Genomic DNA, 26,729 nt, shown 5'->3' with positions numbered 1-26,729 from the left:
AGTCGACCATCAACACGATGGTCGACCAGCTCTCCGCCTTCGCCGACGAGGTCACCCGCGTCGCCCGCGAGGTCGGCACCGAAGGCAACCTCGGCGGCCGGGCCCAGGTGCGCGGCGTCTCCGGCGTCTGGAAGGACCTCACCGACAACGTCAACTTCATGGCGGACAACCTGACCTCACAGGTCCGCAACATCGCCCTCGTCTCCACCGCCGTGGCCCAGGGCGACCTCGGCAAGAAGATCACGGTCGAGGCGAAGGGCGAGATCCTCGAACTGAAGTCGACCATCAACACGATGGTCGACCAGCTCTCCGCCTTCGCCGACGAGGTCACCCGCGTCGCCCGCGAGGTCGGCACCGAAGGCAACCTCGGCGGTCAGGCCCAGGTGCGCGGGGTGAGTGGCGTCTGGAAGGACCTCACCGACAACGTCAACTTCATGGCGCTGAACCTGACCTCGCAGGTCCGCAACATCGCCCAGGTGACGACGGCCGTGGCGAACGGCGATCTGTCGAAGAAGATCACGGTCGACGCGCGAGGCGAGATCCTGGAGCTGAAGGACACCGTCAACACGATGGTGGAGCAGCTGCGCGCCTTCGCCGACGAGGTGACCCGCGTGGCCCGCGAGGTCGGCACCGACGGCCGGCTCGGCGGTCGCGCCCAGGTGCTCGGCGTCTCCGGCGTGTGGCGGGACCTGACCGACAACGTCAACTACATGGCGGACAACCTGACCTCACAGGTCCGCAACATCGCCCAGGTCACCACCGCCGTCGCCAACGGCGACCTCTCCAAGAAGATCGACGTGGACGCGCGCGGCGAGATCCTGGAGCTGAAGACCGCCATCAACACGATGGTCGACACCCTGTCGTCCTTCTCCTCCGAGGTCACCCGCGTGGCCCGCGAGGTCGGCTCCGAGGGCCAACTCGGCGGTCAGGCGCGGGTCGAGGGCGTCTACGGCACCTGGAAGCGCCTGACGACCAACGTGAACGAACTCGCCCTGAACCTCACCACCCAGGTCCGCGCGATCGCCGAGGTCGCCTCCGCGGTGGCCCAGGGCGACATGTCCCGCTCGATCACGGTCGAGGCGCGGGGCGAGGTCGCCGAGCTGAAGGACAACATCAACCTGATGGTGGCCAACCTGCGCGAGACGACCCGCGCCAAGGACTGGCTGGAGTCCAACCTGGCCCGCCTCGCCGCGCTGATGCAGGGCCACCGCGACCTGATGGAGGTCGCCGACCTGCTGCTGCGCGAGCTGACGCCACTGGTCAACGCCCAGTACGGCGCGTTCTTCCTGGCCGACCCGGACGAGGAGAGCGCTGCTCTGCGGACGACGGTTCCCGCGAAGGGGCTGGCGTTCATCGCCGGGTACGGCTCGGCGCAGGGCGCGACCGTGGAGACCGGCGGGCTGCCGGTGCACGGTCTGGTCCGGCAGGCGGCCCGCGAGAAGAAGCGGATCCTGGTGGAGGAGGCACCGCCGGACTACATCAAGATCAACAGCGGGCTCGGCGAGGCGGCACCCACCAGCGTCGTCATCATCCCGATCCTCTTCGAGGACAAGCTCCTCGGCGTGATCGAACTGGCCTCGTTCTCCCGCTTCTCCGACGTGCACCTCGCGTTCTTCGACCAGTTCGTGAACACCATCGCCGTCGCCATCAACACGATCATCGCCAACTCACGTACGGAGTCCCTGCTCGGCGAGTCCCAGCGCCTGGCCATGCAGCTCCAGGAACGCTCGGACGAACTCCAGATGCAGCAGGCGGAGCTGCAGCGCTCGAACGCCGAACTGGAGGACAAGGCGGCCCTGCTCGCGACCTCCTCCCAGTACAAGTCGGAGTTCCTGGCGAACATGTCGCACGAGCTGCGCACCCCGCTGAACTCCCTGCTGATCCTGGCGAGGCTGCTGTCGGACAACCCGGACGGCCATCTCACCGACCAGGAGGTCCAGTTCGCGACGACGATCCACCGCTCGGGCTCGGACCTCCTCCAGCTGATCAACGACATCCTGGACCTGTCGAAGATCGAGGCCGGCCGGATGGACGTACGCCCGAAGAAACTGCCGCTCATCAAGCTGCTGGACTACGTCCACGCCACGTTCCGCCCGCTCACCCTGGACCGGGGGCTCGCCTTCGAGGTGGCGGTCGGCGAGGACGTGCCGCGTGAGATGTACTCGGACGAGCAGCGCCTCCAGCAGATCCTGCGCAACCTCCTCTCCAACGCGATCAAGTTCACCGCGACCGGCAGGGTCGAGCTGCGCGTGAACCGGGTGAAGGACCCCGAGCACCGCTACGTCCGCGAGAGCGACGAGGTGATCGCCTTCGCGGTGTCCGACACCGGCATCGGCATCGCGCGGGAGAAACTCCCGGTGATCTTCGAGGCGTTCCAGCAGGCCGACGGCACGACCAACCGCAAGTACGGCGGCACCGGCCTCGGCCTGTCCATCAGCCGCGAGATCGCGGGCCTGCTGGGCGGCCGTATCGTCGCCGAGAGCGAACCCGGCAAGGGCTCCACCTTCACGCTGTACGTCCCGGTCGTCAGCCCCGGTCACGCGGCCACCGGCCCGACGCCCGAGGACCGTACGCTGCCAGTGCCGGAGCAGCTGTCGGCCGAGACGTACCCGGCCGCGCACGACGCCGACGAATCCTGGCCGACGCCGACCAAGCTGGAGGCGTGGCAGACGGGCCGGGCGGGCCAGGTCCTCCCCGGCCGGCGGGTGCTGATAGTGGACGACGACATCCGCAACGTCTTCGCGCTCACCCATGTCCTCGGCCGGGTCGGCATGCCGGTCCTGTACGCGGAGAACGGCCGCGAGGGCATCGAGACACTGGAGCGGAACCCGGACGTCGAACTCGTCCTGATGGACATCATGATGCCGGAGATGGACGGCTACGAGACGATCTCCGCCATCCGCCGCACCCCGCGCTGGACGGACCTGCCCATCGTCGCGCTGACCGCGAAGGCCATGCCAGGCGACCGGGAGAAGTCCATCGCGCGGGGCGCGAACGACTACGTGCCGAAACCGGTGGACCTGGATCAGCTGCTGACCGTCGTCTGCGACCTCCTGGACCCCGAGGTCGCGGAGCCGAACACCGTAGGACCGGGACCGGACGCTTCCGAGGGGGAAGAGGTCCCGCCGACCATCACCGAATGAGGCCACTTCATCATGAGCGCTGAGGCAACGACCGACGAGCGTGCCGGCATCCTCCTGGTCGACGACATGGAGGACAACCTGATCGCGCTGGAGGCCGTCCTGGGGTCCCTCAACGAACCGCTCGTCCGCGCGCGTTCCGGCGAGGAGGCGATGAAGGCGCTGCTCCGGCAACGCTTCGCCCTGGTCCTGCTCGATGTCCGCATGCCGGGCATGGACGGCTTCGAGACCGCCACCAACATCAAACGACTCGACCAGACCAAGGACGTCCCGATCATCTTCCTGACGGGCGCGGAGGACGAGCCGGCCTACGCCTTCCGCGGCTACGCGACCGGCGCCGCCGACTACCTGACCAAGCCGTTCGATCCGTGGGTGTTACGTGCGAAGGTGACGGTCTTCCTGGACCTGTACCGCAAGACCCGCCAGCTGGAACGCCTACTGAGCCGAGAGCACGCCCACACCAAGGAGCTCAGCACACAGGTGGCATCCCTTGAGCAGCAACTCTCCGGCGACGCCCCCCTGGACATGACCGACCTACGCGCCAGGGTCCACGAGATACGCCGGCTTGTCGGCTAGCGATGCCCATCCTCACCTCAGGGGCGCCGGGAACCGCGCGACCAGCCACAACGAACCCGCAGCCGCCAACGGTCCCCGCCACCCCTCCCAGTAGGCGCTACGCCTCCCGCGTACCCGCGTACATCTCCTCGATCAGCGCCTTGTACTCCCGCTCCACGACCGGCCGCTTCAACTTCAGACTCGGTGTGATCTCCCCGTGCTCCACATCGAGATCCCGAGGCAGCAACCGGAACTTCTTGATCGTCTGCCACTTCTGAAGCCCGGCGTTGAGCTGCTTCACATACCCGTCGACCATCTCGACGGTGGCCGGCGCCGCCACGACCTCCGCGTACGGCTTCCCACCGAGCCCGTTCTCCTCGGCCCACGCGAGAATCGACGGCTCGTCCAGCGCGATCAGCGCCGTGCAGAAGTTCCGGTCGGCCCCGTGCACCAGGATGTTGGACACGTACGGGCACACCGCCTTGAACTGCCCCTCGACCTCGGCCGGCGCGATGTACTTGCCGCCCGACGTCTTGATGAGGTCCTTCTTGCGGTCGGTGATCCGCAGATACCCGTCCGGGGACAGCTCCCCGATGTCACCGGTGTGGAACCAGCCGTCCGACTCCAGCACCTCGGCGGTCTTGTCGGGCAGCCCGTGGTAGCCCTCCATGATGCCGGGGCCCCGCAGCAGGATCTCCCCGTCGTCGGCGATGCGCACCTCCGTGCCGGGCAGCGGCTTGCCGACCGTGCCGGTGCGGTAGGCCTCGCCCGGGTTCACGAACGACGCGGCGGAGGACTCCGTGAGCCCGTAGCCCTCCAGGATGTGGATGCCGGCACCCGCGAAGAAGTAGCCGATCTCCGGGGAGAGCGCGGCGCTGCCGGACACACACGCGCGCAGGTTGCCGCCGAAGGCCTCGCGGATCTTGGCGTAGACGAGCGTGTCGGCGACCTTGTGCTTGGCGGCGAGCCCGAACGGCGCGGAGTGGGTGCCGGTGCGCCGGAAGTTGTCCTGGGTGACCTTGGCGTACTCGCGGGAGATCTCGGCGGCCCACTGGAAGATCTTGTACTTGGCACCGCCGGCCGCGCGGGCCTTGGCGGCGACCCCGTTGTAGACCTTCTCGAAGATGCGCGGGACGGCCGCCATGTACGTCGGCCGCACGACCGGCAGGTTCTCGATGATCTTGTCGACGCGGCCGTCGACGGCGGTGACGTGGCCGACCTCGATCTGCCCGGAGGTGAGCACCTTGCCGAAGACGTGCGCGAGCGGCAGCCACAGGTACTGCACGTCGTCCGGGCCGACCAGGCCGGTCGCGGCGATCGCCTTCGCCATGTAGGCCCAGTTGTCGTGCGGCAGCCGTACGCCCTTGGGGCGGCCGGTGGTGCCGGAGGTGTAGATCAGGGTGGCCAGCTGGTCCTTGGTGATCGCACCGACCCGCTGCTTGATCAGCCCGGGCTCCTTCTCCAGCCGGGCCGCGCCGCGCTTCTCCAGCTCGTCGAGGGTGAGGATCCAGTCGGCGGTCTCGACGCCGGCCGGGTCGATCACGACGACGTGGGTGAGGTTCGGCAGCTCGCCGCGCTTCTCCACGGCCTTGGCCAGCTGCGCCGCATCCTCGGCGATCAGCACCCGGCTCTCGGAGTCGGAGAGGATGAACGCCGATTCGTCGGCGTTGGTCTGCGGATAGACGGTCGTGGTGGCCGCGCCGGCGCACATGATGCCCAGGTCGGCCAGTATCCACTCGATCCGGGTCGAGGAGGCGAGGGCGACGCGCTGCTCGGGCTGGACGCCCAGCTCGATGAGTCCGGCCGCGATGGCGTAGACCCGCTCGGCGGACTGCGCCCAGCTCAGCGACTTCCAGTCGTCCGAGCCCTCGCCCGAGGCCGGGGCCACGGGATGGCGATACGCCTCCGCGTCCGGTGTGGCCGCCACTCGCTCCAGGAAGAGGGCCGCCACGCTCGGCGGACGGTTCTCGATCAGTGTCTGTGTGTCGCTCACGACATCCTCCGGGGGCCCGCGACTGTGCGGCTGGCTCAATAGCCGGCTGGTGCGGCCGGCTCATTACGGCGGTCTTCACTCGCGTGCCGTTGTTTAACTCGCGAGTAACTATCGAGCAGGGATCAGAGTAAAGGTCGACCGGCCACCGCGTAAGGGTCCGAGGCCTGTCACTTCCACCAGAGAGTCACCCCCGGTACAGGCAGAGGCTCGCCGCACTTGTGCACGACGAGCCCCTGTTGCACCGGTTTGCCGGGTCACCGCCTGTTACCAGCGGTTACTTCTTGCCCTTGCCCGACCCCGCGCTGTCATCGCTGGAGAGCACCGCGATGAAGGCCTCCTGCGGAACCTCCACGGAACCCACCATCTTCATCCGCTTCTTGCCTTCCTTCTGCTTCTCCAGCAGCTTGCGCTTACGGGAGATGTCGCCGCCGTAGCACTTGGCGAGGACGTCCTTGCGGATGGCGCGGATGGTCTCGCGGGCGATCACCCGGGAGCCGATGGCGGCCTGGACGGGCACTTCGAAGGCCTGCCGCGGGATCAGCTCCTTGAGCTTGGCGACGAGCCGTACGCCGTACGCGTACGCCTGGTCCTTGTGGGTGATCGCCGAGAAGGCGTCGACCTTGTCGCCGTGCAGCAGGATGTCGACCTTGACCAGGCTGGAGGTCTGCTCGCCGGTGGGCTCGTAGTCGAGCGAGGCGTAGCCGCGGGTCTTGGACTTCAGCTGGTCGAAGAAGTCGAAGACGATCTCCGCGAGCGGCAGCGTGTAGCGGATCTCGACGCGGTCCTCGGAAAGGTAGTCCATGCCGAGCAGGGTGCCGCGCCGGGTCTGGCACAGCTCCATGATCGAGCCGATGAACTCGGTGGGGGCGAGGATCGTGGCGCGTACGACGGGCTCGTACACCTCGTCGATCTTGCCCTCGGGGAACTCGCTCGGGTTGGTGACGGTGTGCTCGGTGCCGTCCTCCATGACCACCCGGTAGACCACGTTGGGCGCGGTGGCGATGAGGTCGAGGCCGAACTCCCGCTCCAGTCGCTCCCGGATCACATCGAGGTGGAGGAGCCCCAGGAAGCCGACGCGGAAGCCGAAGCCGAGCGCGGCGGACGTCTCCGGCTCGTAGACCAGCGCGGCGTCGTTGAGCTGGAGCTTGTCCAGGGCCTCGCGCAGCTCGGGGTAGTCGGAGCCGTCCAGCGGATAGAGCCCGGAGAAGACCATCGGCTTCGGGTCCTTGTACCCACCGAGGGCCTCCGTCGCGCCCTTCTGCTGGCTGGTGACGGTGTCACCGACCTTGGACTGGCGGACGTCCTTCACACCGGTGATGAGATAGCCCACCTCACCGACGCCGAGGCCGTCGGCGCCCAGCATCTCGGGCGAGTTCGTGCCGATCTCCAGCAGCTCGTGCGTGGCGCCCGTCGACATCATCTTGATGCGCTCGCGCTTGTTGAGCTGCCCGTCGATGACACGGACGTACGTCACGACACCCCGGTAGGAGTCGTAGACGGAGTCGAAGATCATCGCGCGGGCGGGGGCGTCCTTCACACCGACCGGTGCGGGGACCTCCTTGACCACCCGGTCGAGCAGCGCGTCGACGCCGACACCGGTCTTGGCGGAGACCCGCAGCACGTCGTTCGGGTCGCACCCGACCAGGTTGGCGAGCTCCTCGGCGAACTTCTCGGGCTGCGCGGCCGGCAGGTCGATCTTGTTCAGCACGGGGATGATCGTGAGGTCGTTCTCCATCGCCAGGTAGAGGTTGGCGAGGGTCTGGGCCTCGATGCCCTGGGCGGCGTCGACGAGGAGGATGGTCCCCTCGCAGGCGGCGAGCGACCGCGAGACCTCGTAGGTGAAGTCGACGTGCCCCGGGGTGTCGATCATGTTGAGGATGTGCGTGTTGCCGGGTTCGTGGGTGGGAGCCCACGGCAGCCGCACCGCCTGGGACTTGATCGTGATGCCGCGCTCGCGCTCGATGTCCATCCGGTCGAGGTACTGAGCACGCATCTGCCGCTGCTCGACCACACCGGTCAGCTGGAGCATCCGGTCGGCGAGCGTGGACTTGCCGTGGTCGATGTGCGCGATGATGCAGAAATTGCGGATCAGAGCCGGGTCGGTACGGCTCGGCTCGGGCACATTGTTAGGGGTCGCGGGCACGCAGGGTCCTGTCTCTTGAGGCGCCTTATGCCTCGGGTCGGATCGATACGTAGGTTCCATGGTCCCACGGGCGGCGACCGGGGACCGTTTTGGGCCGTCCGCGGGCCCACTGGTAGTCTGGGTGGCTGTGTCTCATGCCCTCTCAGCGCGAGGCACATCCTCAAGAAATCACCTGGCACGGGACTCGGTCTCCTCGCGGGGAGGCTCCTGGCCCGTGCCTGAACCTGAAAAGGCTCATTCGTGGCGAACATCAAGTCCCAGATCAAGCGGATCAAGACCAACGAGAAGGCTCGGCTGCGCAACAAGGCCGTCAAGTCCTCCCTGAAGACCGCGATCCGCAAGGCCCGTGAGGCCGCTGCCGCGGGTGACGTCGAGAAGGCCACCGAGTACCAGCGCGCTGCCGCGCGTCAGCTCGACAAGGCCGTCTCCAAGGGCGTCATCCACAAGAACCAGGCCGCCAACAAGAAGTCGGCGCTTGCTTCGAAGGTCGCGTCCCTCAAGGGCTGACACCTCTCTGATCTGACCGCCGGAGGGAATCGAGCGGGCCCTCTCTCATCCGCTCCCGTCCGGCATCCCGGATCCGCACGCGGCCTGCGTTCGCCACGCGGGTGCGGATCCAGCATCTCGATCCGAAGGCCCCGGCGCCTCGCCCTTCCCCAGGGCGAGCGCCGGGGCCTTCGGCATACCCACGTCCATGTCGGTGCCACGGCCGGGATCGTCGCCGTTTCACGTCCAGAATTCGTTGACCATGTCGATGTCCGCGACGCACTCGTCGAGGTCGGTGATCTTGTCGCCGACGATCCGGAAGACGATGCCGCCGCTCTCGTCGATGTGCTTGGAGCCCCGGTCGGCGGTGAAACGGTGCACCGAGACAGCGTGCCCACGGCCGTCGACGAAGATGTCACGCAGCTCGACCCGGAAGGACCCGCCCGTCTCCGAGTAGAGCCGGCCGTAGTACCCGTCGAGGATCGACTCGATCCCCTTGAAGTCCCCCGACAGCGGGTGCGAGCCGGGCACATGGTGTGTGCAGTCCCCGGTCATCATTCCGCGCAGGGTGTCCATGTCCCCGCGCTGAAAGGCTTCGTAGCCCTTGCGGACGACTGCGGCGTGCGGGTGTTCAGCCATGACGGTCGCCACCTTTCCCATCCGACGCTGTACGGCTGATACGCCTGATTGTCCCCTCTTGTCCTGGGGCGTGTCTTCCGGAGCAGGATTCAGAAGGCGGGGGCTCGGGCCAGGTCGTGGGGGGAGTCGGCAACCGACGACAACGCTGCTGGGCGTCCCCCATGCCCTTGAGGCAGTGAGGGAACGCGTGCCACGTGCCGCGACGTCGGCATGATCCAAACGACGGGCTCTAGGGGGTGCTTCGAAAGTCCCGTGCGGTGCCCGCGCCCGCCGCGGCAGCGGGTGTCGCAGCCGGTGCGTGCCCTCGGCGCGCCGGACGAAGGCCCTCGTACTGGACGTACTTGGCCCTTTGGCCGGTGCGGCGAGGGTGCGTGCCGGGCGCCGCGGGTGCTGTGCGGGACCTTCGAAACACCCCTAGCCCCGCCCCCTGGAGCGAGCCGCGCGTGCGATGGTCACGACCGCCTTCTCCAACGCGTACTCGGGGTCGTCCCCGCCGCCCTTCACCCCGGCGTCCGCCTCGGCGACCGCCCGCAGCGCCACCGCCACCCCGTCGGGCGTCCACCCGCGCATCTGCTGGCGCACGCGGTCGATCTTCCACGGCGGCATGCCGAGCTCACGCGCCAGGTCGGCGGGGCGGCCGCCGCGCGCGGAGGAGAGCTTCCCGATGGCCCGGACGCCCTGGGCGAGCGCGCTGGTGATCAGGACGGGCGCCACACCCGTCGCCAACGACCACCGCAGCGCCTCCAGCGCCTCCGCGGCCCGCCCCTCGACCGCCCGGTCGGCCACGGTGAAGCTCGACGCCTCGGCACGGCCCGTGTAGTACCGCCCGACCACGGCCTCGTCGATAGTCCCCTCGACGTCCGCGACCAGCTGACTCACCGCGGACGCCAGCTCCCGCAGATCGCTCCCGATGGCGTCGACCAGCGCCTGACAGGCCTCCGGCGTCGCGGACCGCCCGGTCGCCCGGAACTCGCTCCGCACGAACGCCAGCCGGTCCGCCGGCTTGGTCATCTTCGGGCACGCCACCTCCCGCGCCCCCACCTTGCGGGCCGCGTCGAGCAGCTTCTTGCCCTTGACTCCACCGGCATGCACCAGCACGAGGGTGATCTCCTCGGCCGGCGCCCCCAGATACGCCGTCACGTCCTTGATCGTGTCGGCGGACAGATCCTGCGCACCCCGTACGACCACGACCTTGCGCTCCGCGAACAGCGAGGGACTGGTCAACTCCGCCAGCGTCCCCGGCTGCAACTGGTCCGAGGTCAGCTCCCGCACATCCGTGTCCGCGTCGGCTGCCCGGGCGGCAACCACCACCTCCCGCACGGCACGGTCGAGCAGCAGCTCCTCCTGACCCACGGCGAGGGTCACGGGGGCGAGGGGATCGTCGTTCGCACTCTTCCTGGCCATCGCGACAAGCATGGCACGGGGCACTGACAGTCGGTGCCGGTGGGAAGGGTGGGTAGGAGTGGGGGCGCGATCGCGGGGTGCGGGTGCCCTGGGTTTGGCTGGGGCTGGTGCTGAGGCGCGGGGGTGCAGGTCACCGGGTCTCCGGCGGGGGCGCGGGGGCGCGATCGCCGGGTGCCTGGCGGGTGCGGGTGCCCCAGCCGGGCTGGGGCTGAGGCGCGGGGTCGCCGGGTGCCTGGCGGGTGCGGGTACCCAGCGGGCGCCGGGGCGCGGGGCACAGCCGCAGAACACCCCGCGGGACGCCCCAGCTCAGGCCGCCAGCCAGGCTACGGCTCCTCCCGCCAGCCGTCCCAGCCTCCGACGAACTCGTCCAGCTCCCCGGGTTCGAGCCGCGCGGCCTCGTCCCGCAGCAGCACCAGCCACTGCGCGTCCTCGGCGTCGTCCTCCCCCGCCAACGCGTCCCGCACCAGCCGCGGCTCCTCGTCGATCCCGAACCGCTCCCCGAGCGCCTCCGCGACCTCCTCCGCCGCGTCACGGTCGGGCAGCACCAGCACATGTCTCACATCGCTCACGGGACAATTCTCGGGCACCGGGGAACGCCGAACGCGTACAGGGTCACGCACTCGCCCAGCCCCGGGCGCCCCCGGCCGAATCAGCCCTCCCGGCCGAGTTCCCGCACCGTCGGCACCCGGTCCAGCTCGATCCCGAACCGCTCCCGGTACACCCCCAGCACCTCCTCGTCCGTGCCCAGCTCCCACTCCTCCCGTGTCCCGTCGGCCGCCGTCGCCTTGAACGTGCGGCCGCTGAGCGTGATCCGTCCTCCTTCCTCCGTCACCCGCGAACACACCAGCGACTGCGTGAAGTGCGAGGCCGGTGAGGTGCTGTGCCACCACGCCCCGGCCACGAAGTCACCGAGCACCCGTGGCCGCCGCTCCAGCCGGTACTCGGGTCTGCCGTCCATGACGACGTCCAGGTCCGCCGCGTCCGCCGCGTCGTGCCCGCCGCGCACCCCGGCCGCGTCCGGCCCGGCCTCGACGATCCGGAACACGCCCGCCGGATCCTTCTGCTCGCCCCGCGCCCCGAACGCCAGCGGATGGTGGCTGTGCGCCCCGAAGCCGACGTCCGCCAGCCAGGTGCCGCCGTCCACCGTCCGCACCTTCAGCGCCATGTGGTCGTAGGGAATCCCGAGCTTCCCCTCCGGCCCGTGGACCCGAGCCGCCAGCAGCGTCACATCGAAGCCCAGCGCACCGAGCAACGCCCCGAACGCACCGTTCAGTTCGTAGCAGAACCCGCCCCGCCTCGCCCCCACCACCTTGTCCAGCAGCCGCTTCTCCTCCAGGACGATCTCCTCACCCCGGTGCACCGACAGGTTCTCGAACGGCACGGTCTGCAGATGGCGCAGATGCAGCTCACGCAGCACGTCCACAGTGGGCCACGCCGGGTGTTCGACCCCCAGGCGGCGGAGATAGGCATCAACCTCAACGGAATCCATGCCCCCAGTCTCCCGCCACCCGCAGCTCCGCGCCCGTACCCGCGACCGCCAGCGCCCCGTCCTCGTCCGTCCGCAGCACCACCGCGCCCTGCGCCCGCAGCGCCGCGACCGTACTGGGAGCCGGGTGCCCATACGGGTTGCCCGCACCGCAACTGATCAACGCCAGCCGCGGCGCCGCCCTGCGTATCAGCTCCGGATCCTGGTACGCCGAGCCATGATGGGCGACCTTGAGCACATCCACTCCGCCCAACAGCACGCCCGCCGGTGATCTCAAGAGTGCCCGCTGGGCCGGGGGTTCGAGATCCCCCAGCAGCAGGAGCCGCAGCCCGGCCGAGCGCACGAGAAGGGTGACACTGGCGTCGTTCGGACCGTCCGGTGCCATGGCCGTGGGTGACGAGGGCGCCGGCGGCCAGACGACCTGCCAGCTCAGCGACCCGGTGCGCCGCTCCTCCCCGGCGGCGGCCCGCGTCACGGGGATACGTCGAACCGCCGCCTCCCTGCGCACTAACTCCACCTGGTCCACCGGTTCTTCGTGCCCCGTCGTCTCGATCGCGCCCACCGCACGCCCACGCAGGACGCCGGGCAGGCCCGCCACATGGTCGGCGTGGAAGTGGGTCAGGACGACGAGCGGGATCCGCGTGATGCCGAGTGCGCGCAGACAGCGGTCGACCGACGTCGGATCGGGTCCGGCGTCCACGACCACGCCCGTGCCCTCGCCCGCCGCGAGCACTGTGGCGTCGCCCTGCCCCACATCGCACATCGCGAACCGCCACCCGGGCGGCGGCCAGCCCGTGACCACCCTGGTCAGCGGTGCCGGCTGCACCACCAGGAGCAGGAGCAGCACCCCGCAGACACCGCACCACCAGGGGTGTCGCAGCAGCCGTCGCCCGGCGAGCAGGACGACCGCCGTGGCGAGGGCGAGCAACGCCGCCCCCGTCCAGCTGCCGGGCCAGTCCACACCCGCCCCGGGCAGGGCGGCACCCGTCCGGGCGACGTCCGCGATCCACCCGGTCGGCCAACTCGCGCACCAGGCCAGCGCCTTGGCCAACGGCATCGTGAGCGGTGCCGCCGCCAGCGCCGCGAAGCCCAGCACCGTGGCCGGTGCGATCGCGAACTCCGCCAGCAGATTGCACGGCACCGCCACCAGACTGACCCGCGCCGACAGCACCGCCACGACCGGCGCGCACAGGGCCTGCGCGGCAGCGGCGGCCGCCAGCGCCTCGGCCAACCTCGGTGGCACCCCGCGCCGTCGCAACGCCGCGCTCCACCGGGGTGCGAGGGTGAGCAGGGCGCCCGTGGCCAGGACGGAGAGCAGAAAGCCGTAACTTCGGGCCAGCCACGGGTCGTAGAGCACCAGCAGCAGTACGGCCGTCGCCAGCGCCGGGATCAGCGACCTGCGGCGACCCGTCGCGAGAGCGAGCAGCACGACAGCACCGCAGGCCGCGGCCCGCAGCACGCTCGGGTCGGGCCGGCACACGACGACGAAGGCGAGGGTGAGCCCGCCGCCGAGCAGCGCGGTCGTCCGCAGCGAGAAACCGAGGCGGGGCGCGAGTCCACGCCGCTCGGCCGACTGCGCCCTCCCGGGCGGGCCGATGAGCAGGGCGAGGATGATCGTGAGGTTGCTGCCGGACACGGCGAGCGTGTGCGCGAGGTCGGTCTCCTTGAACGCCTCGTCCAGCTCCGGAGTGATCCGCGAGGTGTCCCCCACGACCAACCCCGGCAGCAGCGCCCGCGCATCCGCCGGCAACCCGTCGGTCGCCTCCCGCAGCCCGGCCCGCAGCCGCCCGGCCAACCGCTGCGCATCCGACGGCTCCCCCACCACCTCCGGCACCCCCGGGTCCCGCACGCGCAGCACCGCAGCGACGCGGTCCCCGTCCATCAGCGAGGGCGCGAACGTCGCGGTCACCCGCAAACGCGTGGAGGGCAGCAGCCCCAGCCAGGGCGAGGTCCGGCCACCGGCGGACCCCGGCGGGGCCTGGGCGTTCCCGGGCGTGTTCGGCCTCCCGTCGACGGCCCTGGCGGCCCCCGACCCCCGACCCGCGTCGATGATCACGAGCACCGGCGTCCGTGTCTCCACCGCCGTGCCGTCCGCCTCCTCCACCCGTCGTACATCCGCGTTGATCAGCACGGCGGTCGGCGCCATGTGATCGCCCTTGACCCTGGGCCGGGTCAGCCGGGGATCAGAGGTGACCTCGACCTCCGCGGTCACGGTGACGTACTCCCGCGCGAGCCCGGGCACGGGCCCACGCCGCACATCGGCCCCGTGCAGCCCCGCGGAGACGGCGGCCGCGGCAACACACAGCAGCACAGCGGCGACCGAGACGCGCGGCCAGGTGGCCCGCGGGGGCGAAGCTCGCTGATCTCGCGATTGGGTGGCGCAGGTGGCCAGGGCTGCTCGCGGGACCCGGACGGCTCGGGTGGCCTGGGTGGGATGAGTGGCCTGGGTAGCCCCGGTGGCGCGGGTGGCCTCACGATCACCAGTCCCATCGCCGGCTCCTTGCCGCACCAGCAGCAGTACGCCCGCCGCGACCAGGCCCACCACCGCCGCACCGACCGCCCACTCCATTGACGCGTCCAGCATCAGTGCCGCCGTCGCCCAGGCCGCCAGCGCCGGAGGCACGAGACGGAGGTCCGTCGGCCCTTCCTGCCGGGGATGGGAGGCACCCAGCCGGCTCCCGGACTCGGCGTGAACGGCGGCCCGTTCGGGAGCGCGGACGCCGTGCCCCATTACCGTCCCGCTCCTCCCAGCCGTCCCAGTCCTCCCAACCGTCCCAGTCCTCCCAGCGGCCCCGGCCTCCCCTGCCGTCCTGGCCCTCACGGCCGTACGAGATTTCGTAGATCGGCGAACCTGCGGTCGCCGATGCCATTGACCTCCCGCAGTTCATCCACCGAGCGGAAACCACCGTGCTGGGTGCGGTAGTCGAGGATGTGCTGGGCCAGCACCGGGCCGACGCCCGGGAGGGTGTCGAGCTGGTCCACGGTGGCCGTGTTGAGGGAGACCGGTGCGGTCGGTACCGCGCCCGTGCCCGCCGAGGTGCCCGCGCCCGCACCGGCAGCGGCCCCGGGCACGGCGGCCGGGGCGCCGACGATCACCTGCTCGCCGTCCACTAGGAAGCGGGCCCGGTTGAGGCTGTCGGTGTTCGTCCCGGGACGCACCCCACCGGCCACGCGCAGGGCGTCAGCGACCCGCGAGCCCGCTGGCAGACGATGGATACCGGGTTCGCGCACCTTGCCGCTGACGTCCACGACGATCTCGGGCGCGGCCGTGCCCACAGACCCCGAAGCGCCCGAAGCACCCGGTGCACCCGCAGCACCGCCCACCGACGGCCCTGCCCCGGTCTCCCCTCCCTGCTGTTCTCCCCCGTACGAGGCTGCCGCCCGCACCACCTCCGGCGCCCGTACGGACTGCGCCCGCCCGGCCCAGAAGTGCTGCACAGCGAACCCCGCGGCGAGGACGAGCACCACGGTGACCGCGACGACGCTCCGCCGCTCCAGCCCACACCTCGCCTGCAACCACACCGGCGTCCGCTCCCGCAAAGCCGCCCCGGCCCGCGTCCGCCAGGCCACCGCCCCACCACCCGCGTCACCGGCAGCGGCTGCGGCCCCAGCGCCGCCCCCGACCCCGGTCCTAATCCCGGCAGCGTCCCCGACCCCGGTCCCAATCCCGGCAGCGTCCCCGACCCCGGTCGCAACCCCGGTTCCGACCCCGGCAGCGTCCCCGCCCCCACTCCCCAAGTCCGCCCCGGCGCCCAACACCTCAGCCCCCTCGGACCAGTCGGCAGACCGACCGCCCCCATCCCCCGGCGGCCCCGCTCCCGACTCCCGCCACTCCTCGGCCCGTTCGGCGAAAATCACCTCCGCCCTGCGCCGTAACTCCGCTGCCGACGCATGATGCTGCCGAGCCCGACCCCGGACATGCGTGCGTCGTCGATGGCGGGTGCGGCTGTCGGAGTGAGGACCGCGGCCCGGGCCGCTGGTCGCCGTCGTGGTACGTGTGCGTGATCGAAGTGCCATGCGACGAGGATCGGGCACCCCGCCCCACTCGCGATGATCTTGCTCAATTCCCGGGGACTACCACCCAGTTGTGGAAAACTCCGCCACCCACACGAGTGGCTCCCCTCAAGCGCCCGCCTCCTGGGCACCCGCCCCGAGATTCAGCCCGTGATCCCCGTCACCGCGGCGAAACCACAACCCCCAACAACCCAGGCCCGGTATGCGCCCCGATCACCGCCCCCACCTCGCTCACATGCAGGTCGGCGAGCCCAGGGACCCGCGCCCGCAGGCGGTCCGCCAGGGCCGACGCCCGGTCGGGAGCGGCGAGATGGTGCACCGCGATGTCGACCGGCGCGCTGCCCGCCCGGTCGGCCGCGATCTCCTCCAGGCGGGCGATGGCCTTGGAAGCCGTGCGCACCTTCTCCAGCGGGCCGATCCGGCCGCCCTCCAACTGCAGCAGCGGCTTCACGGCGAGCGCCGAACCCAGCAGTGCCTGGGCCGCGCCGATACGGCCGCCGCGGCGCAGATAGTCGAGGGTGTCGACGTAGAAGTAGGCGGCCGTGCTGCCTGCCCGCTTCTCGGCTGCCGTGACGGCCTCGTCCACCGTGCCGCCCGTCTCCGCCGCCTCGGCCGCGGCGAGCGCGCTGAACCCGAGCGCCATCGCGACCATCCCGGTGTCCACCACCCGCACCGGCACCGGCGCCTCGCGCGCCGCGAGGACCGCCGCGTCGTAGGTGCCGGAGAGCTCGGCGGACAGGTGCAGGGAGACGATGCCGGTGGCGCCGGCCTCGGCGACCTTGCGGTAGTGCTCCGCGAAGACCTGAGGGCTGGGCCGCGAGGTGGTGACGGGGCGTCGCTTCTGCAACGCCTGGGCGAGGGAACGGGTAGAGATCTCGGTACCCTCGTCGAGTGCCTGACCGCCGACGACCACGGTCAGGGGTACTGAGGTGATGCCGTGGCGCTCCATCGTCCGCGGCGGCAGGTAGGCCGTTGAATCGGTGACGATCGCGACATGGCGGGACATGAGCTGGAGGTTACCTGCCGTAGCGCCCGGGCGGCAGCCCGACCCCGCTCACCTGGAAATGCCTTGACCAGATCAACTGGCGTGCACCCGGGCTCAAGTCGTGCTCTCGGGGCGGGTCTTCTTCTGCCAGGGATAGGTCGGGCGAGGGGCTGGCGGGGTGATCGCGGGCCGCGTGGGCTCCTCGGCCCGCTGCGTCCGAGCGGTGTCCGACCAGGTCTGCTCGGCCGTCGGATCGGCCTGCGCGGCGGGTGCCTCCGGCCACGGGGGCGGGGGCGGGGGCGTCGCGGAGGACGTCGAGGTCGACGACGGCGAGGAGGGCGACGACGTGGTCTCCTCCGTCTGCCAGTGCCGCAGGGCACCCGTCTCCACGTCGATCTGGGCGCTGAGGGTGTCCAGGTCGTCGTCGGCGAAGCGGTGGGCCCGGTCGCGGGCGGCCCAGCGCAGCGAGTCGGCGGCATGGATGATGCGCTCGGTGCGTTCGCGCAGGTCGGGTAGCCGCTCGGTGAGTGTCGCGCGGTCCGGCTCGGACTCCAGGCGGCGCAGTTCGGCGTCCAGTTCGTGCCCGTGGGCGCTGAGGCGCTGGAAGAGGCCGAGGGACTCCTTGAGGGACTCGTCCTCGGCCACGCCCGCGTGCAGCGCGTCCTGGGTGGCCCGCATCGAGGTGCGCAGCTTCAGTCTCAGCTGCGCCAGCTCGCCGACCGCTCCGGGCTGGGCGAAGGACTTGGCCCGCAGGGTGTGGTCCTCGACCGTGCGCCGGGCGTGGGTGATCGTCTCGTCCACGCGGCGTTTGGCGGCGCCGACCACCTTCACCGTGGCGTACGCACCCAGTGCGACGAAGAGCACGAAGAGCAGGGCGAGGACTGCGATCACTGCTTCCACGAACTCCTCCTCCGACCGGCCGCGACGCGCCCGGCCTCAGGCCACGCCACAGCACGCCACATCACTCTTCCACGGTAAACGCAGCAGGCAGGCCCGGAGTTCCAGAAGAACCCCGAACCTGCCCGTAGGGGATCACCCCGAGCCGCGAGAACCTAGGCCGGAACGATGTTCACCAGCTTCGGCGCCCGCACGATCACCTTCCGGATCCCGGCGCCGTCCAGTGCCGCCACGACCTTCTCGTCGGACAGGGCGACCTTCTCCAGGTCCTCCTCGGAGATGGCCGGCGAGACCTCCAGGCGGGCCTTGACCTTGCCCTTGATCTGCACGACGCAGGTCACGGTCTCGTCCACGACGTAGGCCGGGTCGGCGACCGGGAAGTCCTGGTGCACCACCGAGTCCTCGTGGCCCAGCTTGCGCCACAGCTCCTCGGCGACGTGCGGGGCCAGCGGCGCGACCATCAGCACCAGCGCCTCGGCGACCGACCGCGGCACCGGGCCGCCGGCCTTGGTCAGGTGGTTGTTCAGCTCGGTGACCTTGGCGATGGCGGTGTTGAACCGCATGCCCTCCAGGTCGCCGCGCACCCCGTCGATGGCCTTGTGCAGGGCACGCAGCGTGTCCTCGTCGGGCTCGGCGTCCACCACCGTCACGGCACCGGTCGTCTCGTCGACGACGTTGCGCCACAGCCGCTGCAGCAGCCGGAACTGGCCGACCACCGCGCGTGTGTCCCACGGCCGGGAGACGTCCAGCGGACCCATCGCCATCTCGTACAGCCGCAGCGTGTCGGCACCGTACTCGGCGGCGATCTCGTCCGGAGTGACCGCGTTCTTCAGGGACTTGCCCATCTTGCCCAGCAGCCGGGAGACCTTCTCGCCCTGGTAGTAGTACGCGCCGTCGCGCTCCTCCACCTCGGCGGCCGGCACCGCGATGCCACGGCTGTCACGGTAGACGTAGGCCTGGATCATGCCCTGGTTGAACAACTTGTGGAACGGCTCGGCGGAGGAGACGTGCCCCAGGTCGAACAGGACCTTGGACCAGAAGCGCGCGTACAGCAGGTGCAGCACCGCGTGCTCGGCGCCGCCGACGTACAGGTCGACACCGCCGTGCGGCTGGCCCTCGCGCGGGCCCATCCAGTACTGCTCGATCTCGGGGTCGACCAGCTGCTCGCCGTTGTGCGGGTCCAGGTAGCGCAGCTCGTACCAGCAGGAACCGGCCCAGTTGGGCATGGTGTTGGTCTCACGCCGGTAGCGCTTCGGTCCGTCGCCCAGGTCCAGGGTGACGTTGACCCAGTCCTCGTTGCGCGACAGCGGCGTCTCGGGCTCGGTGTCGGCGTCGTTCGGGTCGAAGGTGCGCGGGCTGTAGTCCTCGACCTCGGGCAGCTCCAGCGGCAGCATCGACTCGGGCAGCGCGTGGGCGATGCCGTCCTCGTCGTAGACGATCGGGAAGGGCTCGCCCCAGTAGCGCTGACGGCTGAACAGCCAGTCGCGCAGCCGGAAGTTGACCGTCCCCTCGCCGACGCCGGACCGCTCCAGCCACTCGGTGATGCGCGCCTTGGCCTCGGCGACGCCCAGCCCGTCCAGGGAGATGTCGTCGTTGGCGGAGTTGATGATCTTCGCGTCGTACGACCCGAAGGCGTCCTCCCACGTGGAGGTGTCCGTGCCCCGGCCGTCGGTCGGCTCGACGATGGAGGGGATCGGCAGCTCGAAGGCGCGCGCGAACTCGAAGTCACGCTGGTCACCGCAGGGTACGGCCATGATCGCGCCGGTGCCGTAGCCCATCAGGACGTAGTCGGCGATGAAGACGGGGACCTTCACGCCGTTGACCGGGTTGGTCGCGTACGAGCCGATGAAGACGCCGGTCTTGTCCTTGGCCTCGGCCTGGCGCTCGACGTCGGACTTGGAGGCGGCCTGCGCGCGGTAGGCGGCGACGGCCTCGGCCGGGGTCGCGTGGCCGCCGGTCCACACGTCGTGGGTTCCCTCGGGCCAGGCGTCCGGGGTGAACTTGTCGACCAGCGGGTGCTCGGGCGCCAGCACCATGTAGCTCGCGCCGAACAGGGTGTCGGGGCGGGTGGTGAAGACGGTGATGCGCTCGCCGTCCACGGGGAAGTCGACGCGGGCACCCTCGGAGCGGCCGATCCAGTTGCGCTGCTGCAGCTTGATGGCCTCGGGCCAGTCCAGCTCGGCCAGGTCGTCCAGCAGCCGGTCGGCGTAGGCGGTGATGCGCATGTTCCACTGGCGCAGCTTGGCCTTGAAGACCGGGTAGTTGCCGCGCTCGGAGCGGCCGTCGGCCGTGACCTCCTCGTTGGCCAGGACGGTGCCCAGTCCGGGGCACCAGTTGACCGGGGCGTCCGAGGCGTACGCCAGGCGGTACCCGCCCAGGACGTCGGCGTGCTCGGCGGCGCTCAGCTCGCTCCACGCGCGCGTGCCGCCGTCGGAACCGGGTACGGCGCGCTCACCGGACTCGAACTGGGCGATCAGCTCGGCGATCGGGCGAGCCTTCTTCGCCTCGTCGTCGTACCAGGAGTTGAAGATCTGCAGGAAGATCCACTGGGTCCACTTGTAGTACTCCGGGTCGATCGTGGCGAACGACCGGCGCTTGTCGTGGCCCAGGCCCAGCCGGCGCAGCTGGACCTTCATGTTCTCGATGTTGGCCTCGGTGGAGACACGCGGGTGCGTGCCGGTCTGCACGGCGTACTGCTCGGCGGGCAGGCCGAAGGCGTCGAAGCCCAGGGTGTGCAGGACGTTGTGGCCGGTCATGCGCTGGAAGCGCGCGAAGACGTCGGTGGCGATGTAGCCCAGGGGGTGGCCGACGTGCAGGCCCGCACCGGAGGGGTACGGGAACATGTCCATGATGAACTTCTTGGGCTTGGCGACCAGCGCGGTGTCGCCCGCCAGGTCACCCTTGGGGTTCGGCGCCGCGTAGGTGCCCTCGGCGTCCCAGAAGTCCTGCCAGCGTGCCTCGATGTCGGCCGCCATGGCGGCCGTGTAGCGGTGCGGCGCTGCCGCCTCGGCGGCGGCAGCGGGGTTCGTCTCGCTCATGATCCTCAAAGCTCCATCGATCGTCTCTGCCGGCGGCTGCGGTTCTCCGGAAACGAAAAATCCCCTCGCACAGGAGGGGACGCCGCGCCGATGCCGACCATCCGTTTCACCCGGTGGTCGGGACTGATCAGCGCGGCCCGCTAAGCAGAAGGCGTACGGCACGCATGGGGTCAGGGTACCGCAGCGCCCGAGCGGGTCGCGACGGGCTTCCGGCGGGGGCGCGACGGCCTTCTCAAGGGGGGCGCGCGTGAACATGGGCGCCCCGGGTTCCGTACCTGAGAGTTGTGAAGACCTCGAAAAGTTGAACAACACTCAACTGTTACCTGGCGTAACAGTCGCTAAGGGACAGCACTTGCACCGCACAGCACGTAGATAACAGCGCAATAACTCAAACGCCGTACCCGCCGGTATGGAGCCACTTAGAGTGCGGCAACGGGACCGCCTTCCCGAACCGTTCGGAGTTGCCCCCATGAACCCTCGTCCCCACACCAGCCCGCCCCCCAGGACGGATCTCCCGGCCCGGGGGGCGCCGGTCGCTGACACTCGGTCGCCCATTCCCCTCATCGCGTTCTCGGGAGGCATGCCGTGACGACGGATCCGAACGACAGCGTGATGGACGACGCCTTCTTGGAGTTCCTCAACTTCGGCGCCGGCGTACTGTCCCTCGTCTGCCTCACCTGCTCGGTGATCTGGGGTCTCGTCGCCCAGGACCGCATGATCCTCAACACCCGGCAGCGGCTCATCGCGCAGGCCGTCCACCGGGTGACCGCCGTGGCGTCGATCGCGTTCCTGCTGGTGCACGTCGGTGTCAAGCTGGCGCTGGAGCACGCCAGCCCGATCGCCGCACTGATCCCCTTCGGCCTTCTCTTCGCCGGCGGCAGCGAGATCCCGGGCAGCGCCTTCCTCGTCGGCCTGGGCTCCCTGGCCGCCATGCTCATGATCTTCGTCGGCGTCACCGGCGCGCTGCGCAACCGCTTCGCGTCCCCGGCGCCGGTCGCGGCGCGCTGGCGGGCGATGCACATGCTGGCCTACCCGGCCTGGTGCGCGGCACTGGTCCACGGCCTGTTCGCCGGCCGCCCGGCGAAGACGTTCTTCATGGTGTCCTACGAGCTGTGCGTCGTCGGGGTCGCGGCCGCCCTCGCCCTGCGCGCGGCACCGCGCCCGTTCAAGCGCAAGGTCGCCGACCGGATCGCCCAGCTCATCGGCAACGGCGAGCCCGCGGGCCGCGAGGAACTGGAGGCGAGCAGGGCCCGGTCGTCGGAGTCCGCACTGCCGGGCTCCGAGGGGAGGGGAAGGCGGTCGAGGCGGGCTGATCCGACGACGGGAACCCAGCCCCGGGCGACGCCCTCCCCCGACCCCCTGTACCAGGCTCCCTCAGCAAAGGCGTCCGGCTCCGGCTTCGCGGCCGCCTACCGCGCCGTCTCACCCCGCTCCCGCGGGCAACAGCAGTCCTACGCGGCCGACCAGACCGCCCGTATGGACCTGCCCATGGACATGCAGCCGACCGAGGCGATACCCCGCGTCGACGGTGGCGGCAGCACCTCGGGCAGCTGGCCGATCCCCTCCCCACCGCCCGTGGGCGAGGCGCCCCCGTCGTCCTACGACCCGCTCAACGACACGGGATACAACATCCCTGTCTACGGCAATTCGGGCACCCAGGGCTACAACTCGGGCGCCGCGGGCTACGGCTCGAGTGATGTGTACGACACCGCTGAGACGAACGCCGTCTTCGGTACGTACAACCAGAACGACACGTACAACAACAGCGGTCCCGCCACTGAAACACTGCCCGGTGCGTCCTACGACTTCGACGCACCGGGTTCGGGCGAACCTTGGAACACGCCTTCCGGAGGCTTTAAGTGAACGAGGCCCTGCCCGACGTACCCGAAGTCCGCGTGGTCGGTCTTCCCCAGCTCACGTCGGGCTTCGACCTTGTCGAGAGACTCGATCTGCCCATGCACCTGAAGGTGCACGGGCCGCTCGAACCGATGGGCGGCGAGCAGCTCGCGAAGCTCGCCGAGAACATCAATCTGAAGGGCCGCGGCGGCGCGGGCTTCCCCTTCCACAAGAAGCTGCGCTCGGTCGCGGAGGCCGCGATCAAGCGCGGCGTACGGCCGGTCGTGGTCGTCAACGGCAGTGAGGACGAACCGGCCTGCCGCAAGGACACGGTGATGATCAACCGTGCCCCGCACCTCATCCTGGACGGCGCCCTGCTGTGCGCCGAAGCCCTGGGTGCCCGCACGCTCGTGGTGGGGGTCACCCGGGAATCGACCCAGCGCTCCATGGAGGCCGCCCTCGCCGAACGCGGCCTCAGCAACAGCCGGCGCTCCGCGCTACGCGCGTTCGTCCAGCGCAACCCGGTCCGCATGGTCACCGGCGCCGCCGCCTCCCTGATCCGCTCGATCGACGGCGGCCCGGCGATCCCGCCCGGCCGCAAGGTCAGCGCCTCGCAGAACGGCGTCGGCGGCGCCCCGACCCTGCTGTCCAACGCCGAGACCTTCGCCCAGCTCGCGATCGCCGCCCGCATCGGCCCGGAGCGCTACGGCAACACCGGCCTGTACGACGAGCCGGGCACCGTCATGCTCACGGTCTCCGGCGCGGTCGCCCGCCCGATGGTCATCGAGGTCCCCACGGGCGTACCCCTGCGCTACGTCCTGCAGCTCGCCGGCGCCCCGCCCGTCCCGCAGGGCGTGCTGACCGGCGGCTACCACGGCAAGTGGATCGACGCGGCCACGGTCAACGAGGCGATCGTCTCCCGCAATTCCCTGGACGCGGTGGGCGGCGCGCTCGGCGCCGGCGCGATCCTGCCGATCACTCAGGAGACCTGCCCGCTGGGCGAGTCGCTGCGGGTCGCGCAGTGGCTGGCGGAGGAGAGCGCGGGCCAGTGCGGCCCCTGCTACCTCGGTCTGCCGGCCGCCGCGCGCGGCATGGAGGACATCCTCAACGGCGGTGGTCCGGCCGCCCTGGAGGCGCTCAAGCAGGTCGCGAAGAACGTGAAGCGGCGCGGCGCGTGCTCGCACCCGGACGGCTCCGCGATGTTCCTGGAGTCGACCATCAAGGCGTTCACCGACGACCTGGCGGCCCATGTCCTCGGCAACGGCTGCGGACGGCCCGTGGAGGGCGTTCTGCCGCTCTTCGAGGGCGGCAGGGCCCCGTCGGGCATCCCGGGCGGCGCCGAGTCGGAGGAGAACGGCCCCAGTCGGCAGAAGATCTACGTCGACTGGACCCTGTGCCGCGGCCACGGCCTGTGCGCGGACATCCTCCCGGAGGTCTTCCAACTGGGCGCTGACGGCTTCCCGACCGTCGCCCAGGCGAAGGTCCCGCGCTACGCCGAGGCCAAGGCCCTGCGCGCGGTACGCCGTTGCCCCGCCCTCGCCCTGCGCATCGAGGAGGACACCCGCGCGGGTGACCCCTCGCGGAACAACCTGCCGGTCCTCTCCCAGGGCCGCGGCAGGCGCGCGCTGGGCCGCTGAAGCCGGGCACGCACGCGTAGAGGGGCCGTCCGATCCGGACGGCCCCTCGTTCGTTCCCCAACCGGCCCTGCGGCCAGGGGTGTTCGGACACGAAAAAGATCCCGCCGGATCGAACTGATCCGGCGGGATCTCACTGTGGAGCTAAGGAGAATTGAACTCCTGACCTCCTGCATGCCATGCAGGCGCTCTACCAACTGAGCTATAGCCCCTTGCGGTGTTCCGCCCGGTTTCCCCGGCGGCGACGCCAACATTACCGGGCGACCCGGTGCAGCACCAAATCGTTTCCACCCGGCGCCGATACGTACACAAATGTCGGATTCCATGCGCCGACCGGAGGCTCAAGCCGTGACAAAGGAATAGAAACGCTTGAGCGTGCAGTGTTCTTCGAGGAGACGGCCGTAGATCGGTTCGCCCTCGAGTTCACGGTAGGTCTCGATCGGGTCGCCTTTTATGATCAGCGCCCGTGCGCATTCCTCGCACCAGTACTGGTAGTCGGGGTTCACCGGTTCCATGTCGCGGACGATCGGCGTTCCGCTGCCGCACCAGTCGCACTTTCGCCTGTGTGCACCCATCGATCAGCTCCAGATGTGGCCGCAGGCCGTGCACACGTAGGAAATTCCGCCGTTGTCGCCAAGAAGCTGGGCGACATGGACGGAGCCGCAGGAAGGGCAGCTGAGGCGAGTGATCGTGTCCCGTGTCAAAGCTGCTTCGAGGAGGCCACCGACCTCCTCGAGGATGCTCGCAGGCATCACCACTCCCTCCCGTCGGGCCGCGCTCCCTTCCGGCCGTTTGATTCTGCCACGGCCGGACCAATACGGTCAGCGACGCCTCAGTACCAGTCCGGACACGGCAGCCTTCGCCGCCGTACGGACCGTGCGGACCCGCACCCCAAAGCGCCTCATGAGAGGTATACGACCGACGGGGCCCGAGTGACTCAAGCCGGATCCGAACAGTTCGGCGAAGGCCGGGGCCGTGCGCGAACCGGCCGCACCGACCCGGCCGTTGATCCGGGCGCCCGCCGTGGATACCAAAGATCCCGCCGATCGAAGCGATCGGCGGGATCTTGTTGTCTCGCTGTGGAGCTAAGGAGAATTGAACTCCTGACCTCCTGCATGCCATGCAGGCGCTCTACCAACTGAGCTATAGCCCCAGGTCCCACGTGGCGGAGCCACATGGTGTTTCGCCCCGCTCGGCGGGGCGAACAAGAAGAACTTTAGCCTGCGACCTGCCAGAAAGTGAAATCCGGGCCGGCGCCAGTCGTCGTCGCGGTCGTCAGTCGTCGTCGCCGAGTACCGGCTCCGGCAGGGTGCCCGCGTTGTGCTCCAGCAGACGCCAGCCGCGGGCGCCCTCGCCGAGCACGGACCAGCAGCAGTTGGAAAGGCCGCCGAGGCTCTCCCAGGACCGGGGTTCCAGGCCGATGAGGCGCCCGATGGTCGTACGGATCGTGCCGCCGTGGCTGACCACGACGAGCGTGCCGTTGTCGGGGAGCTTCTCGGCGTGCCGGAGGACCACGGGGGCGGCGCGGTCGGCGACCTCGGTCTCCAGTTCGCCGCCACCGCGGCGCACCGGCTCACCGCGCTTCCACGCCGCGTACTCGTCGCCGTACCGCTCGATGATCTCCTCGTGCGTCAAGCCCTGCCAGGCGCCCGCGTAGGTCTCGCGCAGAGCCTCGTCGTGGGTCACCTCCAGCGCGGTGAGCGCGGCCAGCTCCGCGGCCGTGCGGGCGGCGCGCTGGAGGTCGGAGGCGATGATCGCGTCCGGCTGGAGGCCGGCGAGGAGTCGGGCGGCGCGGCGGGCCTGGGCGAGGCCGGCCTCGGTGAGTGCGACGTCCGTGGTGCCCTGGAAGCGGCGCTCCACGTTCCACGAGGTCTGGCCGTGCCGCCACAGGATGACGCGGCGGGGCCTGCCCGTGGGCACCTCGTCGGTGGTGCTCATCGCCACTCACCGCCCAGCTCGGCCGCCTCCTCGGCTGCCTGGAGCTTGGCGTGCTCCGCGGCCTTGCCGCGGGTGGCTTTGGCGTCCTCGGGCAGGTCGAGCTCGGGGCAGTCCTTCCACAGCCGCTCCAGGGCGTAGAAGACGCGCTCCTCGCTGTGCTGGACGTGGACGACGATGTCGACGTAGTCGAGCAGGACCCAGCGGGCCTCGCGGTCGCCCTCGCGGCGCACCGGCTTGGCGCCGAGCTCCTTCTGGAGCCGCTCCTCGATCTCGTCGACGATCGACTTGACCTGGCGGTCGTTGGGCGCGGAGGCCAGCAGGAAGGCGTCCGTGATCGACAGGACGTCGCTGACGTCGTAGGCGATGATGTCGTGCGCGAGCTTGTCGGCGGCTGCCTGGGCGGCGGTGTTGACGAGCTCGAGGGAACGGTCGGTAGCGGTCACTACAAGGCTTTCGGTCGGTGGACACTTGGCTTCACTCGACCTCAAGGGTCTCACGGACCGGTGACAACACCCCACGTGATTACCGGCTCACGTGGGGT

19 protein-coding genes and 2 tRNA genes are annotated in these 26,729 nt (G+C 70.2%); 5 read left to right on the top strand and 16 right to left on the bottom strand.

Going from position 1 to position 26,729, the window contains the following annotated elements:
- A partial coding sequence (locus tag ACFZBP_RS17020) for a HAMP domain-containing protein (protein WP_391413826.1) occupies positions 1 to 3,143 on the top strand: 3,143 nt, incomplete at its 5' end.
- A gap of 12 nt (positions 3,144 to 3,155) precedes the next feature.
- Positions 3,156 to 3,716: a response regulator gene (locus ACFZBP_RS17015; RefSeq protein WP_391413824.1), complete on the top strand. Its 561-nt coding sequence runs from the start codon at positions 3,156 to 3,158 to the stop codon at positions 3,714 to 3,716.
- Between the two features lie 97 nt (positions 3,717 to 3,813).
- Here ACFZBP_RS17015 and ACFZBP_RS17010 read toward each other — a convergent pair whose 3' ends face one another.
- Together ACFZBP_RS17010 and lepA are read right to left on the bottom strand one after the other, a co-directional pair.
- Positions 3,814 to 5,688 (bottom strand): AMP-binding protein, encoded by a 1,875-nt coding sequence (locus ACFZBP_RS17010; RefSeq protein ID WP_391413822.1) that lies wholly within the window; start codon positions 5,686 to 5,688, stop codon positions 3,814 to 3,816.
- A 274-nt stretch (positions 5,689 to 5,962) separates the two neighbouring features.
- Complete coding sequence (lepA, locus tag ACFZBP_RS17005; protein WP_383451060.1) at positions 5,963 to 7,831, bottom strand: translation elongation factor 4; 1,869 nt, start codon at positions 7,829 to 7,831, stop codon at positions 5,963 to 5,965.
- A gap of 240 nt (positions 7,832 to 8,071) precedes the next feature.
- Between lepA and rpsT the strand changes: the two genes are divergently transcribed.
- A complete protein-coding gene (gene rpsT, locus ACFZBP_RS17000; protein WP_015660447.1) occupies positions 8,072 to 8,338 on the top strand; it encodes a 30S ribosomal protein S20 in 267 nt (88 codons plus the stop codon).
- A gap of 219 nt (positions 8,339 to 8,557) precedes the next feature.
- Here rpsT and ACFZBP_RS16995 read toward each other — a convergent pair whose 3' ends face one another.
- The 9 genes from ACFZBP_RS16995 to leuS form a co-directional block, all read right to left on the bottom strand.
- Positions 8,558 to 8,956: a nuclear transport factor 2 family protein gene (locus ACFZBP_RS16995; protein WP_391413819.1), complete on the bottom strand. Its 399-nt coding sequence runs from the start codon at positions 8,954 to 8,956 to the stop codon at positions 8,558 to 8,560.
- Between the two features lie 414 nt (positions 8,957 to 9,370).
- Complete coding sequence (holA, locus tag ACFZBP_RS16990) at positions 9,371 to 10,360, bottom strand: DNA polymerase III subunit delta (protein WP_383451072.1); 990 nt, start codon at positions 10,358 to 10,360, stop codon at positions 9,371 to 9,373.
- A gap of 323 nt (positions 10,361 to 10,683) precedes the next feature.
- Positions 10,684 to 10,911, bottom strand: a complete 228-nt coding sequence (locus tag ACFZBP_RS16985; RefSeq protein ID WP_383451562.1) for a hypothetical protein — start codon at positions 10,909 to 10,911, stop codon at positions 10,684 to 10,686.
- Positions 10,912 to 11,009: 98 nt separating this feature from the next.
- Positions 11,010 to 11,849, bottom strand: coding sequence for an arylamine N-acetyltransferase (locus tag ACFZBP_RS16980; protein ID WP_383451077.1), 840 nt, complete (start codon positions 11,847 to 11,849; stop codon positions 11,010 to 11,012).
- Entirely contained in the window at positions 11,836 to 14,577 is a 2,742-nt protein-coding gene (locus tag ACFZBP_RS16975) for a ComEC/Rec2 family competence protein (protein ID WP_391413815.1), read from the bottom strand. The genes ACFZBP_RS16980 and ACFZBP_RS16975 overlap by 14 nt, the downstream gene beginning before the upstream one ends.
- A gap of 86 nt (positions 14,578 to 14,663) precedes the next feature.
- A complete protein-coding gene (locus ACFZBP_RS16970) occupies positions 14,664 to 15,863 on the bottom strand; it encodes a helix-hairpin-helix domain-containing protein (RefSeq protein WP_391413813.1) in 1,200 nt (399 codons plus the stop codon).
- A 157-nt stretch (positions 15,864 to 16,020) separates the two neighbouring features.
- Positions 16,021 to 16,866 (bottom strand): DegV family protein, encoded by an 846-nt coding sequence (locus tag ACFZBP_RS16965; protein ID WP_383451085.1) that lies wholly within the window; start codon positions 16,864 to 16,866, stop codon positions 16,021 to 16,023.
- Between the two features lie 93 nt (positions 16,867 to 16,959).
- Positions 16,960 to 17,745 (bottom strand): hypothetical protein, encoded by a 786-nt coding sequence (locus ACFZBP_RS16960; protein WP_391413811.1) that lies wholly within the window; start codon positions 17,743 to 17,745, stop codon positions 16,960 to 16,962.
- 152 nt (positions 17,746 to 17,897) lie between these two features.
- Positions 17,898 to 20,780: a leucine--tRNA ligase gene (gene leuS / locus ACFZBP_RS16955; protein ID WP_391413808.1), complete on the bottom strand. Its 2,883-nt coding sequence runs from the start codon at positions 20,778 to 20,780 to the stop codon at positions 17,898 to 17,900.
- 612 nt (positions 20,781 to 21,392) lie between these two features.
- Between leuS and ACFZBP_RS16950 the strand changes: the two genes are divergently transcribed.
- Entirely contained in the window at positions 21,393 to 22,643 is a 1,251-nt protein-coding gene (locus tag ACFZBP_RS16950) for a cytochrome b/b6 domain-containing protein (RefSeq protein WP_391414125.1), read from the top strand.
- Positions 22,640 to 24,253, top strand: a complete 1,614-nt coding sequence (locus ACFZBP_RS16945; RefSeq protein ID WP_383451093.1) for an NADH-ubiquinone oxidoreductase-F iron-sulfur binding region domain-containing protein — start codon at positions 22,640 to 22,642, stop codon at positions 24,251 to 24,253. Before ACFZBP_RS16950 ends, ACFZBP_RS16945 begins: the two co-directional genes overlap by 4 nt.
- Before the next feature lie 136 nt (positions 24,254 to 24,389).
- On the opposite strand, the gene ACFZBP_RS16940 is transcribed toward ACFZBP_RS16945, so the two are convergent.
- From ACFZBP_RS16940 to rsfS, 5 genes are all read right to left on the bottom strand, one after another.
- Positions 24,390 to 24,462, bottom strand: a tRNA-Ala gene (locus tag ACFZBP_RS16940).
- 129 nt (positions 24,463 to 24,591) lie between these two features.
- Positions 24,592 to 24,825, bottom strand: a complete 234-nt coding sequence (locus ACFZBP_RS16935; RefSeq protein WP_003976229.1) for a hypothetical protein — start codon at positions 24,823 to 24,825, stop codon at positions 24,592 to 24,594.
- Between the two features lie 505 nt (positions 24,826 to 25,330).
- A tRNA-Ala gene (locus ACFZBP_RS16930) sits at positions 25,331 to 25,403 on the bottom strand.
- A 122-nt stretch (positions 25,404 to 25,525) separates the two neighbouring features.
- Positions 25,526 to 26,188: a histidine phosphatase family protein gene (locus tag ACFZBP_RS16925; RefSeq protein WP_383451096.1), complete on the bottom strand. Its 663-nt coding sequence runs from the start codon at positions 26,186 to 26,188 to the stop codon at positions 25,526 to 25,528.
- Complete coding sequence (gene rsfS / locus ACFZBP_RS16920) at positions 26,185 to 26,631, bottom strand: ribosome silencing factor (protein WP_062724617.1); 447 nt, start codon at positions 26,629 to 26,631, stop codon at positions 26,185 to 26,187. Before rsfS ends, ACFZBP_RS16925 begins: the two co-directional genes overlap by 4 nt.
- Positions 26,632 to 26,729: the final 98 nt, after the last annotated feature.

It is taken from the genome of Streptomyces sp. NPDC008086 (genome assembly GCF_042957325.1).
Taxonomy (GTDB): Bacteria; Actinomycetota; Actinomycetes; order Streptomycetales; family Streptomycetaceae; genus Streptomyces.
Note: the sequence above shows the minus strand (reverse complement) of the source record. Positions and strands in the feature narration are given on the sequence as shown.

Excerpts from the sequence above, each read along its gene's own strand:
- ACFZBP_RS17015 (WP_391413824.1), top strand. The coding sequence starts at position 3,156 with ATGAGCGCTGAGGCAACGACCGACGAGCGTGCCGGCATCCTCCTGGTC.
- ACFZBP_RS16995 (WP_391413819.1), bottom strand. The coding sequence starts at position 8,956 with ATGGCTGAACACCCGCACGCCGCAGTCGTCCGCAAGGGCTACGAAGCC.
- holA (WP_383451072.1), bottom strand. The coding sequence starts at position 10,360 with ATGGCCAGGAAGAGTGCGAACGACGATCCCCTCGCCCCCGTGACCCTC.
- ACFZBP_RS16980 (WP_383451077.1), bottom strand. The coding sequence starts at position 11,849 with ATGGATTCCGTTGAGGTTGATGCCTATCTCCGCCGCCTGGGGGTCGAA.
- ACFZBP_RS16975 (WP_391413815.1), bottom strand. The coding sequence starts at position 14,577 with ATGGGGCACGGCGTCCGCGCTCCCGAACGGGCCGCCGTTCACGCCGAG.
- ACFZBP_RS16970 (WP_391413813.1), bottom strand. The coding sequence starts at position 15,863 with ATGGCACTTCGATCACGCACACGTACCACGACGGCGACCAGCGGCCCG.
- ACFZBP_RS16965 (WP_383451085.1), bottom strand. The coding sequence starts at position 16,866 with ATGTCCCGCCATGTCGCGATCGTCACCGATTCAACGGCCTACCTGCCG.
- leuS (WP_391413808.1), bottom strand. The coding sequence starts at position 20,780 with ATGAGCGAGACGAACCCCGCTGCCGCCGCCGAGGCGGCAGCGCCGCAC.
- ACFZBP_RS16950 (WP_391414125.1), top strand. The coding sequence starts at position 21,393 with ATGGACGACGCCTTCTTGGAGTTCCTCAACTTCGGCGCCGGCGTACTG.
- ACFZBP_RS16935 (WP_003976229.1), bottom strand. The coding sequence starts at position 24,825 with ATGGGTGCACACAGGCGAAAGTGCGACTGGTGCGGCAGCGGAACGCCG.
- ACFZBP_RS16925 (WP_383451096.1), bottom strand. The coding sequence starts at position 26,188 with ATGAGCACCACCGACGAGGTGCCCACGGGCAGGCCCCGCCGCGTCATC.